13 protein-coding genes are annotated in these 15,457 nt (G+C 48.2%); 10 read left to right on the top strand and 3 right to left on the bottom strand.

Features of this window, described 5'->3' with window-relative positions; genetic code table 11:
* Positions 1-92 precede the first annotated feature (92 nt).
* On the top strand, positions 93-842 hold the full coding sequence (locus tag MF542_RS01040; protein WP_247015033.1) for a 4'-phosphopantetheinyl transferase family protein: 750 nt from the start codon (positions 93-95) through the stop codon (positions 840-842).
* Here the strand turns inward: MF542_RS01040 and MF542_RS01035 are convergent, their stop codons facing one another.
* Entirely contained in the window at positions 843-1,490 is a 648-nt protein-coding gene (locus MF542_RS01035; RefSeq protein ID WP_247015031.1) for a suppressor of fused domain protein, read from the bottom strand.
* 154 nt (positions 1,491-1,644) lie between these two features.
* Between MF542_RS01035 and MF542_RS01030 the strand changes: the two genes are divergently transcribed.
* The 6 genes from MF542_RS01030 (at position 1,645) to MF542_RS01005 (ending at position 8,678) form a co-directional block, all read left to right on the top strand.
* On the top strand, positions 1,645-2,472 hold the full coding sequence (locus tag MF542_RS01030; protein ID WP_247015029.1) for a flagellin: 828 nt from the start codon (positions 1,645-1,647) through the stop codon (positions 2,470-2,472).
* Between the two features lie 104 nt (positions 2,473-2,576).
* Positions 2,577-4,361 (top strand): CIA30 family protein, encoded by a 1,785-nt coding sequence (locus MF542_RS01025; protein ID WP_247015027.1) that lies wholly within the window; start codon positions 2,577-2,579, stop codon positions 4,359-4,361.
* Between the two features lie 146 nt (positions 4,362-4,507).
* Positions 4,508-5,350 carry a 3-deoxy-8-phosphooctulonate synthase gene (kdsA, locus tag MF542_RS01020; RefSeq protein ID WP_247015025.1) on the top strand — a complete coding sequence of 281 codons (843 nt, stop codon included), beginning with the start codon at positions 4,508-4,510 and terminating at the stop codon, positions 5,348-5,350.
* Between the two features lie 9 nt (positions 5,351-5,359).
* Positions 5,360-5,869, top strand: a complete 510-nt coding sequence (locus MF542_RS01015; RefSeq protein WP_247015023.1) for a KdsC family phosphatase — start codon at positions 5,360-5,362, stop codon at positions 5,867-5,869.
* The gene (gene kdsB, locus MF542_RS01010; RefSeq protein WP_247015021.1) at positions 5,866-6,615 is read left to right on the top strand and encodes a 3-deoxy-manno-octulosonate cytidylyltransferase; all 750 of its coding nucleotides are present in this window, start codon (positions 5,866-5,868) and stop codon (positions 6,613-6,615) included. Before MF542_RS01015 ends, kdsB begins: the two co-directional genes overlap by 4 nt.
* The gene (locus MF542_RS01005) at positions 6,615-8,678 is read left to right on the top strand and encodes a capsular polysaccharide biosynthesis protein (RefSeq protein WP_247015019.1); all 2,064 of its coding nucleotides are present in this window, start codon (positions 6,615-6,617) and stop codon (positions 8,676-8,678) included. The genes kdsB and MF542_RS01005 overlap by 1 nt, the downstream gene beginning before the upstream one ends.
* A gap of 3 nt (positions 8,679-8,681) precedes the next feature.
* Here MF542_RS01005 and MF542_RS01000 read toward each other — a convergent pair whose 3' ends face one another.
* Entirely contained in the window at positions 8,682-9,764 is a 1,083-nt protein-coding gene (locus MF542_RS01000; RefSeq protein WP_247015017.1) for a hypothetical protein, read from the bottom strand.
* Positions 9,765-9,868: 104 nt separating this feature from the next.
* Entirely contained in the window at positions 9,869-10,264 is a 396-nt protein-coding gene (locus MF542_RS00995) for an FAD synthase family protein (RefSeq protein WP_247015015.1), read from the bottom strand.
* 137 nt (positions 10,265-10,401) lie between these two features.
* Between MF542_RS00995 and MF542_RS00990 the strand changes: the two genes are divergently transcribed.
* The 3 genes from MF542_RS00990 (at position 10,402) to cysN (ending at position 15,450) form a co-directional block, all read left to right on the top strand.
* A complete protein-coding gene (locus tag MF542_RS00990; protein WP_247015013.1) occupies positions 10,402-12,363 on the top strand; it encodes a LicD family protein in 1,962 nt (653 codons plus the stop codon).
* A 259-nt stretch (positions 12,364-12,622) separates the two neighbouring features.
* Positions 12,623-13,528 carry a sulfate adenylyltransferase subunit CysD gene (gene cysD, locus MF542_RS00985; RefSeq protein ID WP_247015011.1) on the top strand — a complete coding sequence of 302 codons (906 nt, stop codon included), beginning with the start codon at positions 12,623-12,625 and terminating at the stop codon, positions 13,526-13,528.
* Positions 13,528-15,450, top strand: a complete 1,923-nt coding sequence (gene cysN, locus MF542_RS00980; protein ID WP_247015009.1) for a sulfate adenylyltransferase subunit CysN — start codon at positions 13,528-13,530, stop codon at positions 15,448-15,450. Before cysD ends, cysN begins: the two co-directional genes overlap by 1 nt.
* Positions 15,451-15,457: the final 7 nt, after the last annotated feature.

The raw sequence follows: 15,457 nt of genomic DNA, 5'->3' as shown, positions 1-15,457 counted from the left end.
TTTTTATGTAAAAGCTGTTTGCATCTTCTCTCGCGATGCCATAAGCCTGTTGTGTGGGGGCGAGCCAAACTTTGTTGGCAATTGGATGTGTAATGGTTAATGCAGCGCTGGAAATCGAGATGGTAACGCTGAAAATTCGTGCAGCGGATCCAGCGCTTGGCGCGCAGAATATGCTTTCGAAAGCTGAGCATGAACGCTTGGCAGGCATGCATGAAGGCGCGAGACCAGCATTTGTAACTGCTCGCGGTATGCTCCGGCAGGCACTCGGAGATAATATGGGGCTACTTGCTTCCTCTGTGCCGCTTGTTCAGGAAGGTACCGGCCGTATCTTCCTTGACGGTTTTGCTGATGATGAACCGCCTTTTTACAGTGTTTCACACACAGGCGGCGCGGAAGATGGTATTGCAGCCGTTGCAGTTTCTGAAACCAGCCCGATAGGCATTGATATCCAGCAGCTTGATCCGGTGGCTGACTGGATGCGCATTGCGGAACGCCGTTTTCCTGAAGAAGAATGGCTCCTTCTTGCTGCGATGCCTGAGGCAGAAGCTCGTATGTTGTTCTTCACTCTTTGGGCTATAAAAGAAAGTTTTGTGAAGATGGAAGACGGCAAGCTAATGCCTTACTTGCGCGGTGTGGAGCTTGATCTTTCCTCTGGAAAACCGGTGCTGAAAGCCCCAACACCGGGCGGCACGGAAGATGCCACTATATATTTCCACTTTATCCCAGAACACCAGCTTGTTGTATCACTTGTCGCGACCAAACCGGTGAAGGTGGTACTGGACAGTGATATTCGCCCACCAAGCCGCCGTGCTGACCCACTTAATAACCGTGGTGCTGACTAGCTAGAGCTTTTTCCAGTATGCTTCCGCGCCCATTTCTTCAGCCTTTTGGGCTTCTTCTTCACTGAGTGCGTAAATCTGCAAAAGCTCACTTCTGCCTGTTATCAAGTTAATCTCGGCAGGGAAATTCCTTGGTGATGCAAGCATAATATGGCTGCTACCAACTAGGTCTGCCTGTTCTTCAAGTGGCATGATATCCCACAGCGCAAGGGATGCTTTATCCTTATAATGCCCCATAGCGAGCAATAGGTTATAGGCCATCAATTTGGCCATGAATTCCTTGGCACTGGGGTTTGGCGCATCACATTCCATAATGAATTCAATCCCCAGCCCTGAATATTCGTCCGTCAGGCCATCCCATGCGTTAGACATGCCGCTTGTGGCATATATCCATGTGGCCCGATCTTCTGTTGGTGGGAAGGTCAAAACGCTGTGATGCAGCCAGAAGGGATGAATGTTTTGACGGCCAAATTCTTCTTTGAACAGCTCTTCCGTCAGTACTAAATGCTCGGTCTCTGCTTTGCCGAAAAGTTCCACATACAGCTCTTCATCCCTTTGTTTCCAACATTTTTCCAGCATGCCTGCCTGTTCCTGAACGCGTTTTTCGGCACGTGCTGAAAGCTTATCAGTGAAAAAGGAAAGGAGAGACATGATCAGGTTCCGTAGAAATGGCGGCTTATCTTGAAAAACAGCCGAAAATTATATATACTGAGGCTAGTTCGAGTGGTTAGAAATAGCATGCCAGAACGGTATGTGAAAGATGTTTGAAAGAAGCATCTGAAGCCCAAGAAGAGGGGAAGCTAAAATGGCTTTTTCAGTTTTAACAAATGCTGGTGCTTTTGCGGCCCTCCAAAACCTGCGCTCAGTGAACACTGATCTGGCGAACACCCAACAAAGAATAGCAACTGGCCTGCGTGTTAGCAGCGCAAAGGATGACGCAGCAACCTTCGCTATTGCGCAAAACCTGCGCAGTGATATCGCAGGGCTTGATGCAGTGCAGGCATCTCTCTCGCGGGCATCTTCATCGGCTGACGTTGCGCTTGCGGCGGGTGAAGCGGTTTCCGACCTCCTGATCGAACTGAAGGAAAAAGCGGTTGCAGCGAAAGACAGCGGCCTTGATACCGCAAGCCGGCAATCGCTTAATGACGATTTTGAGCAGTTACGCGATCAGATCACCTCGATTGTGGAAAATGCTGAATTCAACGGTACAAATATCCTTTCTGGTGCTGGGGATATTATTTCAGCCATTACGGACAGTGTTGGGGATAACACCGTACAGATTGCGGAACAGAACCTCACGCTAGGTGGTGGTAATGTGCTTATTACCGCAACACAGGGCATTGCAACAGCGGCGGCGGCTTCCGCAGCGGTGGATGCCATTGAGCAATCAATTGCCAATGTAAATAGCGCGCTTTCTTCTATTGGTTCTGGCGCGAGGCGCATTGAACTGCAAACTAACTTTACCCAGAAACTTTCTGATACCATAGAAGTTGGCATTGGTAATCTTGTGGATGCTGATTTGGCGGCAGAAGCGGCGAACCTGCAAGCGCTGCAGGTACGACAACAGTTGGCTATTCAGGCGCTTAGCATTGCTAATAGTGCGCCGTCCTCAATCCTGCAGCTGTTTAGATAAATCCCATACCATGACATTTGTCATGGCCTTCCTATGACACCTCTAACTTGCTGGTGAACCCTTCCGCTTCCATATTTTAGGAAGCGACAGAAAGAGGGGTTCTTATGAAACAGAAATTTATTGCCGTTGGTGCCGTAGCTGCCATTGCCTTGATGGCAACCTTCGGTATGAAGGAAAAAACTGAGGAAACAGTAACAACGACGAAAGCAGAAGGCCGGAACAGTTTCGCCATCACAGATGTTCGAGCATTTGATGGTGAAAGGGTGATTGAAAAAGCAACGGTGGTAGTGCGCGGCGGCAGGATTGCAGCTATTGGTAGGCAAGTTGAAACACCAGAAGGCCTAACGAAAGTAGATGGAACAGGTAAAACCCTTCTGCCGGGGTTGATAGATGCTCATACTCATACGTACGGGGATGCACTTGTTGATAGCCTGAGGTTTGGGGTAACAACCAACCTGGATATGTTCACTGACCCATCCTTGTTCCGCGAAGAAAAACCACAGCGCGAAAGCCGCAAATTTACCAATAAAGCAGATATGTTCTCTGCAGGTATGCTGGCGACTATTGAGGGCGGTCACGGCACGGAATATCCGGTGAAGGTGGAAGCACTTTCTGCACCTGAAGAAGCCGATGGCTGGGTTGAACGCCGAGTGGCAGAGGGCTCAGATTATATCAAACTGGTTTATATGCCCTATCAGCCTGTATTCCCAAGCCTTGATAAAGCAACGGCAGCTGCCCTCATTGAAGCCGCCCACAAGCGCGGGCTTTTGGCCGTAACTCATGTGTTCAGCATGAAGGGTGCTGAAGATATGCTTGAAGCGGGTACTGACGGCCTTGTGCATGTATTTGCGGATAAAGTTGTAACGCCTGAGTTTGCAAAGCGTGCGGCAGATGCGGGTATGTTTGTCATTCCCACCACCACCGTGATTGGGGCGATTGGTGCGGAAGGTACAGGCAAAACCCTTGTGAAAGACAAGGCTATTGAACCGTTCCTTACTGAAGAGCAGAAAATTAACCTGAATGGCAGTTTTGGGCAGGAAATTCCCGGTTTTAACATAGAGTATGCCATTGAGAATGTTCGCAGGCTTCATGAAGCAGGTGTGGTTATTCTCGCAGGTACAGATGCGCCCAATATGGGCACGACCCACGGTGCCAGCCTGCATCAGGAACTAGGCTTTCTTGTTGATGCGGGGATGACACCGATTGAAGCATTAAAAGCTGCAACATCTTCTGTGGCGAAGCATTTCAGATTGGAAGGCCGAGGAGTGTTGAAGGAAGGCACAACGGCCGATATGCTGCTGGTAAACGGAAACCCGTTTGAAAATATTGCATCCACCAAAGATATCGCTCTTGTTTATAAAAATGGGTTTGTAATCAGCCGTACACCGAAGAAATCAGGCCTTGAGGTTAAAACCGATCTGCCATCAAACTTGATGGATTTCTCTGAGGGACTAATGCTTAAGACTGGTTTTAAATGGGTGGCAACTGACGATAGTATGATTGGCGGCAAATCTGAAGCAGCGATCAAGCGCGAAGGGGAAGGCATCCGCGTTGATGGCAGTATTAATCCCGGGTTCGCTTATCCTTGGTCTGGCGCGATGCTGAGCTTTTCAGAAGCTTTTAATCAGCCTTATGATTTTACCTCTAAAGCTAAGATCAGTTTCCAGATCAGGGGTGCTGAAGGAACATACCGCGCTATGTTATTCCGCCCGGCTGGCGCTGGTATCCCGCCTATGCAGGCATTTAAAGTGACGGGTGAATGGCAAACAGTTGAACTGGATATTAGAGCTTTCCGCGATATTAATCTCTCGAAAATTGCGGGGCTTTCTATTGTAGCTGGCAAGGAAGGTAGCTTCTGGATTGAAGTGAAAGACATGCGGATCAACTAAAGGAACATACCTGAGTAGTGAAAAATGGCACCGTATGATCCTCTTCATGCGGTGTTGTTTTTTCGGCGTCAACCAAACAGTTTTCTTGCGATTTTTAGCTGTGATTGGTAGCCATAGCTAACTACCAATTTCTGCTTGAGGGAACTATGATCCAATCTGTTCAGATTACAGACAATATTACTGTGGCGAATGATATGCCGTTTGTGCTTTTTGGGGGGCTCAACGTGCTGGAAAGCCGCGACCTTGCTTTTGATGTGGCAGGCCACTTTGTGGAAGTAACATCAAAGCTTGGCATCCCCTTTGTATTTAAAGCCAGTTTTGATAAAGCGAACAGATCAAGCGTGCATTCTTTCCGTGGTCCGGGCCTTGAAAAAGGTATGGAGATTTTCGCCGACCTTAAGAAAGAGTATGGTTTCCCGATTATCACAGATGTGCACGAACCACATCAGGCCGCACCAGCCGCAGAAGTTGTTGATATTATCCAGCTCCCTGCTTTCCTCGCGCGCCAGACAGATCTGGTAACTGCGATGGCGGAAACAGGTGCGCCGGTGAATGTGAAAAAACCGCAGTTCCTTGCGCCTGAAGAAATGAAACACATCATCAAGAAATTTGCTGAATCCGGCAATGAGCAGGTGATGCTGTGTGAGCGCGGCAGTTGCTACGGCTACAATAACCTGATTGTTGATATGCTGGGTATGGACGTAATGCGTGCCCAAGCACCAGTGATTTTTGATGCAACACATGCGCTTCAACGCCCCGGTGGCCGCAGTGATAGCGCAGGCGGCAGGCGTGCGCAGGCTGCAGCGCTCGCGCGTTCAGGCATGGCGCTTGGTATCGCAGGCCTCTTTATCGAAAGCCACCCGAACCCTGAGGAAGCTCTGTGTGACGGCCCGTGTGCGCTGCCACTGCATGCGCTTGAAGGTTATCTTACACAGATGAAAGCTGTTGATGATATGGTGAAATCTTTCGATCCACTGGTAACGGAATAGGCAGGATATATGCGGCTACTCGTGCTTGATGTTGATGGGGTGCTGACAGATGGCACAATTTTCTACACTGCGAATGGTGAAGATTTGAAAGCCTTCCATGCGCAGGATGGGCTTGGCATGAAGCTCTTGCAGAAATTGGGGGTGGAAGTGGCAGTTATTTCAGGCCGTACCAGTGCGCCGCTCGAACGTCGCCTTGATGATCTGGGCATCACACGCCGTGTGCTTAAGTGTGCGAACAAGATTGAAGCACTGAAAGATATGGCCGCTGATCTCGGGATTGAGTTCAGAGATATCTGCTTTATGGGTGATGATCTCATTGATATTGAAGCGATGGAAGCGTGTGGTTATTCTGTTGCACCTGCCAATGCGGTGGAAAACGTTCGCATTATCGCGGATTTTGTTACCAAGAAAGGAGGCGGCCACGGCGCGGTGCGTGAAGCGTGTGAGCATCTGGCTTTCCGTATGGGGCATAATCTCGAGGCCGTTGCTCGCAACACAACAAAGGTACTTGTGCAGTGAAAATTGTAATCCCCGCACGATACGGCAGTAGCCGTCTTCCTGGTAAACCGCTCGCGGATATTGCTGGCAAGCCAATGATCCAGCATGTGTGGGAGCGTGCGCTGGAAGCTGCTCATGAGGGCGATGAGGTTGTGATCGCCGCAGACGATGACCGCATTCTTACGGCCGCTAAAGCATTCGGCGCTAAAGCTGTGAAAACCAAGGATACCCACGAAAGCGGTACTGACCGTATCGCAGAGGTGGCTGAGATTATGGGCTGGGATGTGGGTGAGATTGTTGTGAATGTGCAGGGTGATGAACCCTTGATGCCGCCAGTGCTTGCACGCACAGTGGGTGAGCTTCTTGCCGCAGATGATTATGCAGATATTGCCACGGCCAGCTGCGCTATCAGGCGGGCTGAAGATGTGCTGAACCCAAACATTGTGAAAGTGGTAACGGATAACCACGGTATTGCGATGTACTTCTCCCGCTCACCCATTCCTTATAACCGGGATGGCGATATTGATGTGGAGGCATTCAACTACCAGCGTCATATCGGGCTTTATGCTTACCGGGTTGGAGTGTTGAAAGGCTTAACAGCGATGCCGCAGGGCCGCACCGAAAGGCTGGAGCAACTAGAACAGCTCCGCGCTATGGAAGCAGGGATGAAAATCGCCGTAGCCGAGATTGCAGAAGCACCGCCCCACGGTGTGGATACGCAGGCTGATCTGGATGCTGTGCGGAACCATTTTGAGGCGCAGAACTGATGGCGGAAACCTCTCCAAAAGCTATCACTGCATCACGCGGCATTGCCAGTGGTGTTGGGCTAGAAGCGCTTCTCGGTATGCCGATTAAGCACGGCCTTAGCGCCGATGAAGGTGATATTGTTATCGGCTGGGGCGAAAAGGATAACACTGAGAAAGCCAAAGCCTACGCCAAGAAAAAAGAACTGGAATACTGGCGGCTTGAGGATGGTTTTCTTGGTTATATGACCCACCCAGCGCTTGATAAACGCAGGCTTTCGCTGATTGTGGATAAATCCGGCATTTATTATGATGCCCATATGCCAAGCGATCTCGAGAAACTACTGAACCGGGATGACTGGATCACCGATGAACTTCTAGAGCGTGCGGAAAGCGCAATGGCTCGTATCCGCAAGTGGCGGCTTTCCAAATATAATCAGGCACCCTTTGAAATCTCAGATGAGCTTGATGAGAAACTGAAGGCCTATAAGGGCCCAAAAGTGCTGGTGGTGGACCAAACTTACGGTGATAAATCCATCGTACAAGGCATGGCTGATGACAAGATGTTCATGCAGATGCTTGAAGACGCGCTTGAGGAAAACCCAACAGCGCTCATCTTAGCCAAAGTGCACCCGGATGTGCTGTTGGGTACCAAGCGTGGGCATTTTGATGTTGAACGTAAGATAGACCGTGTGATGTTTGTGGCAGAAGACGTAGCCCCGCAAGCGCTGATGGAACGAGTTGATCAGGTTTATGTGGTTACGAGCCAGATGGGCCTTGAAGGGCTGATTGCTGGTAAAAAGGTAAGCTGTTACGGCCTGCCGTTTTATGCAGGCTGGGGCTTAACCCATGATAAACAGCTCTGCGAAGCGCGGATTGCAAACCGCACACTGCCAGAGCTGTTTGCAGGCGCTTTTATTCTCTACACACGCTATATCGATCCATATAGTGGTGAACGCTGCGAGATTGAGCATGTGCTGGATATTCTGGTAGCCGAACGCAAGATCACACGGCCAGAAGCGAAGCGGGCGGTGGCTGTTGGCTTTAGTGTGTGGAAGCGCGGCTTTATCCCTGAATTTTTCGGTGCGGGAGTTGAGAACACTAAGTTTATCAAGCCAAACCAGCTTGAAGGGTTTAAATTCCAGGAAGGTGACTGTGTGGTTCTCTGGGGGCGTAAGCATGATGGCTTGTCTGCCCAGCATGTGCCTGAGCATATCCCCGTTTGGCGTATGGAAGATGGTTTCCTGCGTTCTGTGGGGCTTGGTTCCGATTTGCGCCGGCCGTCCTCACTTGTGATGGACAGGGTTGGTATATATTATGATGGTCAGCGTCCGTCTGATCTTGAGAAGTTCCTAGCGACCCATGATTTTGATGAGCATGACGCGAAACGTGGTAAAGCGCTCCGGGAGCAAATCCTTGCATCCAAAGTCAGCAAATATAATGTTGGTGAGAAGGGGGGGCTTGATTTCCGCACTGAGGCTGCAGGCAAGGAAATTATCCTTGTGCCTGGGCAGGTGGAAGCAGATGCCAGCATTCAGTTTGGCTCCCCGCATTTGAAATCAAATGGTGCACTTCTTGAAGCCGTGAAGGCTGATAAGCCTGATGCCTATATCATTTTTAAGCCGCATCCTGATGTGGCTTCAGGCAACCGCGAAGGATCAGTGTCTGAAGATGTGCTGAAAGCGTGTGCTGATAAAGTGATTACAGACGCTGATATCATTGATGTGCTGGTGGCGGTGGATAGTGTTCATACCATGACTAGCCTGACAGGCTTTGAAGCCCTGATGCGCGGCAAAGATGTTACCTGTTACGGTATGCCGTTTTATGCTGGGTGGGGATTGACGGATGACAAGTGCGAGATGCTGCGCCGGGGTCGGGAGCTTTCCCTTGATGTGCTTGTGTATGCGCTTCTCTGCGTTTATGCGCGCTACTGCGATTGGCCGAGCGGTTTGAGCTACGGCCCGGAAGCGCTCGTGCAGGATATTGCAAAAGCCTCAACCGGCGGGAAAATCACACCGGGAGCCTTTGCTGGTGTGAAGCGGTTCGGCCGGAAAGCCAAATATTTCTATGATGCTCTAAAACGCTAGAGATTAAAGGCCCAGACTATCAATCATATATCTGCGAACAGCGTCTCCATCTACAGATAAGCCGTTGATTTCTTTAAGACCGTTTTCATAATCTTTAATGGCTAATTTTGATGGAACAGACTTATCTATGAAGGCAGCGATCTCTTTCGTTTTGCCTTCTTGATCTTCTATAAAGTCTTCGGTGTATAGCTTCATATGATCCAGGCCTGAAGCTGCGATTTTATCAAGTATCACTTCATGATCCGGGATTTGTTGTTGCCGGGAAAGAGTTCCAGCAACAGTGCCTGCGTTAATTTTGGCCTGAATTCTCTGTGCGGATTTCTTTGTCCAAACCGAGCGCTCTGGCGTAGCGTGCATCACGCTACCCATAACCGCCTGAGCGAAATGATCTTTCCGGTTTACCAAAATAACTTTAGCGTTTTTGGACTTAAGGAATTTGATAAAGTGGTTAAACGAGAAATGTGTATTTTCAAAGAGACTGCTTAATACATCTGTTTGGAGTAAAGCGTATAGAGATTGGTCGTCTTGTGTTGCAGCTGTTTCCACGCGATTATAAAAACGACTGATCTGGAAATCCTTCTGATAGTTCAGCCAGGTCCCTGTAGCTCGGCTCAGGAACTCGTATGGCATGGGCAAGTTATTTGCATCCATAACTCGGGCAATGAACTCTGCATCCGCGTACGGGGTAGAGATCATAAACACCGGTCTTGCATCTTTGCTTTTTTGAGCGGATGTGAATTGCTTGAAGGATGGGTGCCTTTTAGGGCCAGTACATGAATAATGATAGGTGCCGGATGTGATGGTTTTATCCGGATACTGTGCTTGAAGCTTTCTTATAAGAGGTACTTCATTTTTTGAGCAGAAAACGAGAATTTTTCTGGTTTCTTCGGAAACAACGGATTCATATGTTTCTGGTGTGGCTGTCTTGTAGTTCATTTTCTCACGTTTTGCAGATTGAATAGCTCTTACAAAAAAGGCGTCTGCGATCAACAAATGTGAACTGTCGTAGTTATAAAAGAAGTGCAGCCACGAGAAGTAGCGCAAGTGCATTAGTAGGTCATCTGCCGATTGTTTGTTACTAATCATGCCAATTCTATACGCTGTTGAGCCTGCTTTATGTGGTGTTATCCGGTGTTATTGCCATCTTCAGCCAACTATATTCAGACAGTCTTGCTGATAGATGAATAAAATTAAAGCCTCTCTGAAATGTCGCCAATCAATTGAGTTGTAGAGATACCGTCTGTTCGCTTCAGATATACCACATCGCAAAGTGATTTAAACTCATCAAACTTGCCTTCCCAATCATCCCCCATAACAAGAATGTCGGCGTTAAATTTCTGAATATACTCGCCTTTTTTCTCCAGAGACTCTTCTACGAAGACTTCATTTACACATTTTAGGGCTTTGATGATTTCTACGCGATCCTGAGTGCTATAAACAGGAGCTCTGTCTTTTTTTGACATGTTTAGCTCATCACTTGAAACACCGACAATAAGATGATTGCCCAGTTTTGCAGCTCGTTCCAGTAGCCTAATGTGGCCAATATGCAGTAGATCATATGTGCCAAACGTAATAATTCGCTTCATCAAAAACTCAATATGTAGTCGTTTACTTGAATATCGGAATGTGCAATATACGCGGGGTTTTGCGTTTGTAAAGCGCTTAGAAAACCAACGAATTTTAACGATAATCCAGATACGGCGCGTAGAAAGTTTTTGCGGTAATGTCAGCAGCTCAACAAAAAGAAATAGAGAAGTTAAAATCCAGTTTTAAAAGGCTGCTTGAACAACAAGATGAAACGCAGGTAAGAACATTTTTGCCATCACTCGCCTGGTCTGCTGCTGTGGCCATGCGCGCTGTTCGTATTCCCGCTACGAAACGTTATAAAACAGTTCGTTTGGAAGTGGATGCAGAGACTGCAGCATCACTATGCTTTTCCCATATCACCTTTTCTGGATTGATAGGTGATGATAATATGCCCGCAGATTTGGCGGAACATACCATCACAAGCCAAAGCAGCTATTTCCGTGATGGTGATGACAGTCATAAAGCGCTGACAGGCCCTGTTTTCTACAACAATATGCATACTCGAAAAGAAGAACGTGCTTGGTGGCGTGCTGATTTCAGTGATGATGTGTTACTGCAAAATATTTATCTGTGGATGCGTGCTGATCTGCAAGGTGTGAATAACAGCAAGATCAGGGTTGTTGGCCTGGATGAAAAAGGTCGGGAAGAAGTTATTTTCCGTAATTTCCAGAACGAGTTTTTTGCCCCCCAACTGGAAGATTTGATCACGAACACATCCTCAGCGATTGAGAAATTGCGTGCCTATATCAAATCGGAGCAGGAAGAAGTATTTGATGCGCTAGCTGGGTTGATAGCTGCCGATATAGAAAGCGCCCTTGTGAAAATGGAGGAAGGCAATCTTTCTTCAGATGCGCTTTGGCATCAGGCTCTGGCTCGGAAATTGATCAAGTTGGTGGACCTTGTGCTTCACTCGCCGAGGGATTTCGGGCTATCGCCGGAAGATGGATATGATATCAAATTCCCCAAGGTAAAAGCGCGCTATGTGAGAGTGAGAGCTTATGGCGCAACGCCGGTTGCTTTGGGCGGCTTTGAATTGAAGGACAGTGAAAAACTGGAAGCAGATTTGCCTTCCTTAACTGGTAAAGCGACTAAATTTGCATATAAAGTTCACCCTTCTATAGAGCCGGATTATTTTGCGCTGGGTTTCCGTTCTACGACACCATCCAGAATTATGTTTGTTTCAGACGAGAACGATAATCCTGTTGAGTTCGACGGCATTCGTATTTGGAATAAGTCTGTTATGGATGCGGCAAATACTTTATTCCTTGATTTTGATGTGAGTGAAGACCGTAAGACCTGGACAAAGGTTCACCGCAAAGGCTTTGAATATAAACTCATACAGGATGTACTTGCTTTTGTGGGTGCGCTGGGTTCATCAAAGATGTTGCCTGAATATGCACATATCTATGCGAAACTGGCCACTATGTATCGCCGCCGAAACCTGATTAAGCCACTTTCAAATCTCACTAAGAAATGGCCAGAGGTGGAGGCAGAGGTTTTCAGTGGGGCGAATTCTGTATTTGCGCCTAATCGTTATGCGGCACCGCTTCGGCTAGGGAAGCACGGGTTAAGGGTGCCACTGGCTTTCCGCGATGAAGAGAAAACCATGATGCATCTTTGTAAGGTACGTGATGAAGTGCGGGCACTGGGATATACACCAATGTTCATGTACGGTACGCTTCTTGGTGCGATCAGGGAGAAAGATTTCATCCCACATGACGATGATCTGGATTTGGCGGTTATTCTGGAAGATGTTCATCCTGATCGTTTGATTGAAGAGACAGATAAGCTTTTGGATGTTTTGAATGAGGCTGGCATTAAAACCAGCCGCGGGCCAAAGCATTCGCCGTTACTGCACTGTCAGCGCCCTCCACTTACGATCGACATCTTCGTGCTGTCCTCTTATGAGGGTAAGGTTTATTGGCCGCACACCCGCTTAGCGGTAGTGGAAGAACGGGCAGATATATTCCTGCCGGCAAGTACCATTGAATTTAAAGGTGAGATATTTGATGCCCCGAGGGATCCCGAAGCCGTAAGCGAAGCTAGATATGGCGCTGATTGGCGGATTCCAAATGCTGCTTTTGAGTGGACCGGGTAAATCAGCTCTATTGAATGTGGTTTGTTCAGGGCGTTTCATCTAAAATTCGATATTTTTTGGAATATATTTCCTTTTTGACGATGTTTTTGGTTATTTATTGTAAATAACTTCCAGTATTCGCCGTGAAAAGAAAAAATAATTTTTCTTCGTGCTTGCACATAGGTTAGATGCTAACCACGTTATGCGAAGGTTTTTTGCATGGGATAGTTGCCGTGTGGAATGATGTTAAACCGCACGTATTAAGTTTGGACGGATTTTAATGACAAAAACGCTTACTCATTTGAAGCGACTGGAAGCGGAAAGCATCCAGATTATGCGGGAAGTTGCAGCGGAAGCTGAAAACCCTGTAATGCTTTATTCTATAGGTAAGGACAGCAGTGTAATGCTGCATCTTGCCATGAAGGCATTCTACCCTTCCAAACCGCCTTTCCCGGTAATGCATGTAGATACTACATGGAAATTCCGTGAAATGATCGAATTCCGTGACCGTATCTGTAAAGAAAACGGCCTTGATCTGATTGTGCACATTAATGAAGAAGGTGTGAAAGAAGGCGTTGGCCCGTTCACCCATGGTTCCGCAACCCACACGGATGTGATGAAAACACAGGCGCTTAAGCAGGCGATTGATAAATACAAGTTTGATGCGGCCTTTGGTGGCGCACGCCGGGATGAAGAGAAATCCCGTGCGAAAGAACGTGTGTTTTCTTTCCGCTCTGCCCAGCACCGTTGGGACCCAAAGAACCAGCGTCCTGAGCTGTGGAGTGTGTATAACACCCGCAAAGCGCAAGGCGAAAGCATCCGTGTGTTCCCACTTTCCAACTGGACCGAGCTTGATATCTGGCAATATATCCACTTGGAAAATATCGAAATCCCAAGCCTTTACCTTTCTGAAAAACGCCCGGTTGTTGAGCGTGATGGCCAGCTCTTTATGGTGGATGATGACCGCATGCCTCTCCGTGATGGTGAAACACCAGAGATGAAGATGGTGCGCTTCCGCACGCTTGGCTGTTATCCGCTAACGGGTGCTGTGGAATCTGAAGCCAGCACGCTTACAGATGTTATTCAGGAAATGCTCCTGACCACCACATCTGAACGCCAGGGCCGGGTGATTGATCATGATAGCGCTGCCTCGATGGAAAAGAAAAAGCAAGAGGGGTATTTCTAATGGCTCATCAAGATGACCTCATTGCAACAGATATTGATGCATACCTGAAAGCGCAGGAAGAGAAATCCATGCTGCGTTTCATCACCTGCGGTAGTGTGGATGATGGTAAATCAACGCTGATTGGTCGCCTGCTTTATGATAGCAAGATGATCTTTGAAGATCAGCTGAATGCGCTTGAATCTGATAGTAAGAAAATGGGCACGCAGGGCGAGGAAATTGATTTCGCACTGCTTGTTGATGGCCTCGCTGCCGAGCGTGAGCAGGGCATCACCATTGATGTGGCCTACCGTTTCTTCTCAACAGATAAGCGCAAATTTATTGTGGCAGATACCCCAGGCCACGAACAGTATACGCGCAATATGGCAACAGGTGCTTCCACGGCGGATGTAGCCATTCTGCTGATTGATGCACGCAAAGGTGTGCTTACACAAACCCGCCGTCACAGCTTTATCGCCAGCCTGCTTGGTATCAAGCATGTAGTGCTTGCGGTGAACAAGATGGACCTTGTGGATTATGACCAGAAGGTACTGACAGATATCGAGCTGGAATACCGAGAATTTGCGAAAAACTTCGGCTTCAAGCAGATTGTATCCATTCCGGTTTCCGCGCTCAAAGGCGATAATATCCTGAACCACAGTGAGAACACACCGTGGTATAACGGCCCGTGCCTTCTTGAGTATCTGGAAACTGTTGAAGTGGATGATGACCGCCAGACGGCTGATTTCCGTATGCCGGTGCAGTGGGTGAACCGCCCGAACCTTGATTTCCGTGGCTTCTCTGGTTCCATCGCATCGGGTACTGTGCGTGTTGGTGATAGCGTAAAAGCTCTGCCAAGCGCGAAAGAAAGCAAGATTAAATCCATCGTTACCTATGATGGTGAACTTGATTACGCGGTGGCAGGTGAAGCGGTAACGCTTACCCTTGAGGATGAGATTGATATCTCCCGCGGTGATGTGATCGCAGGTAAGGATAACCCGCCAGAGGTGGCAGACCAGTTCGAAGCAAAAATCATCTGGATGTCAGATGAGGCGATGCTGCCGGGCCGACCATATCTTTTCAAAACATCAAATAAGATGATGCCAGGTGTGGTAACGGACCTGAAGAACAAGGTGAATGTAAACACGCTTGAAGAAACAGCTGCCAAAAAGCTTGAGCTGAATGAAATTGGCCGCTGTAACATTAATCTGGATAGCCAGATCGCGTTTGATCCATACGATACAAACCGCGAAATGGGCAGCTTCATCATCATTGACCGCATGACCAACAACACAGTTGGTGTGGGCATGATTGATTTTGCCCTTCGCCGTGCCTCCAACATTCACTGGCAAGCTATGGATGTGGATAAAGAAGCACGTGCTGAGCAGAAGCACCAGAAACCAGCAGTTCTTTGGTTCACGGGGCTTTCAGGTTCCGGTAAATCAACGGTTGCCAACATTGTTGAAAAGCGCCTGTTTGCGCGCGGCCGCCACACTTATGTGCTGGATGGTGATAATGTACGCCACGGCCTCAATAAAGATCTTGGCTTCACGGATGCTGACCGTGTGGAAAACATCCGCCGTGTGGGTGAAGTATCCAAACTGATGGTAGATGCAGGCCTTATGGTGATGACCAGCTTCATCTCACCCTTCAAAACCGAGCGCCGCATGGTGCGCGAGATGATGGGCGAAGGTGAGTTCATTGAAGTGTTTGTGGATACACCAATTGAGGTGTGTGCCGAGCGTGATCCGAAAGGCCTTTATAAGAAAGCAAAAGCGGGTGAAATTAAAAACTTCACAGGCTTTGATAGCCCGTATGAAGAACCGGAACGCGCTGATATCCACGTAAAAACTGCCGAGTTCGCCGCAGAAAAATGCGCAGACCAGATTATCGAATATCTGGAAGAAAATGGTTATCTGAACGCGAACGGAAACGGGCAGCGATAAGCCAGAT

This window comes from Kordiimonas laminariae (assembly GCF_023008165.1).
GTDB lineage: Bacteria > Pseudomonadota > Alphaproteobacteria > Sphingomonadales > Kordiimonadaceae > Kordiimonas > Kordiimonas laminariae.
The sequence above is the reverse complement of the archived record's forward strand: the minus strand, read 5'-3'. Positions and strand labels throughout refer to the sequence as shown.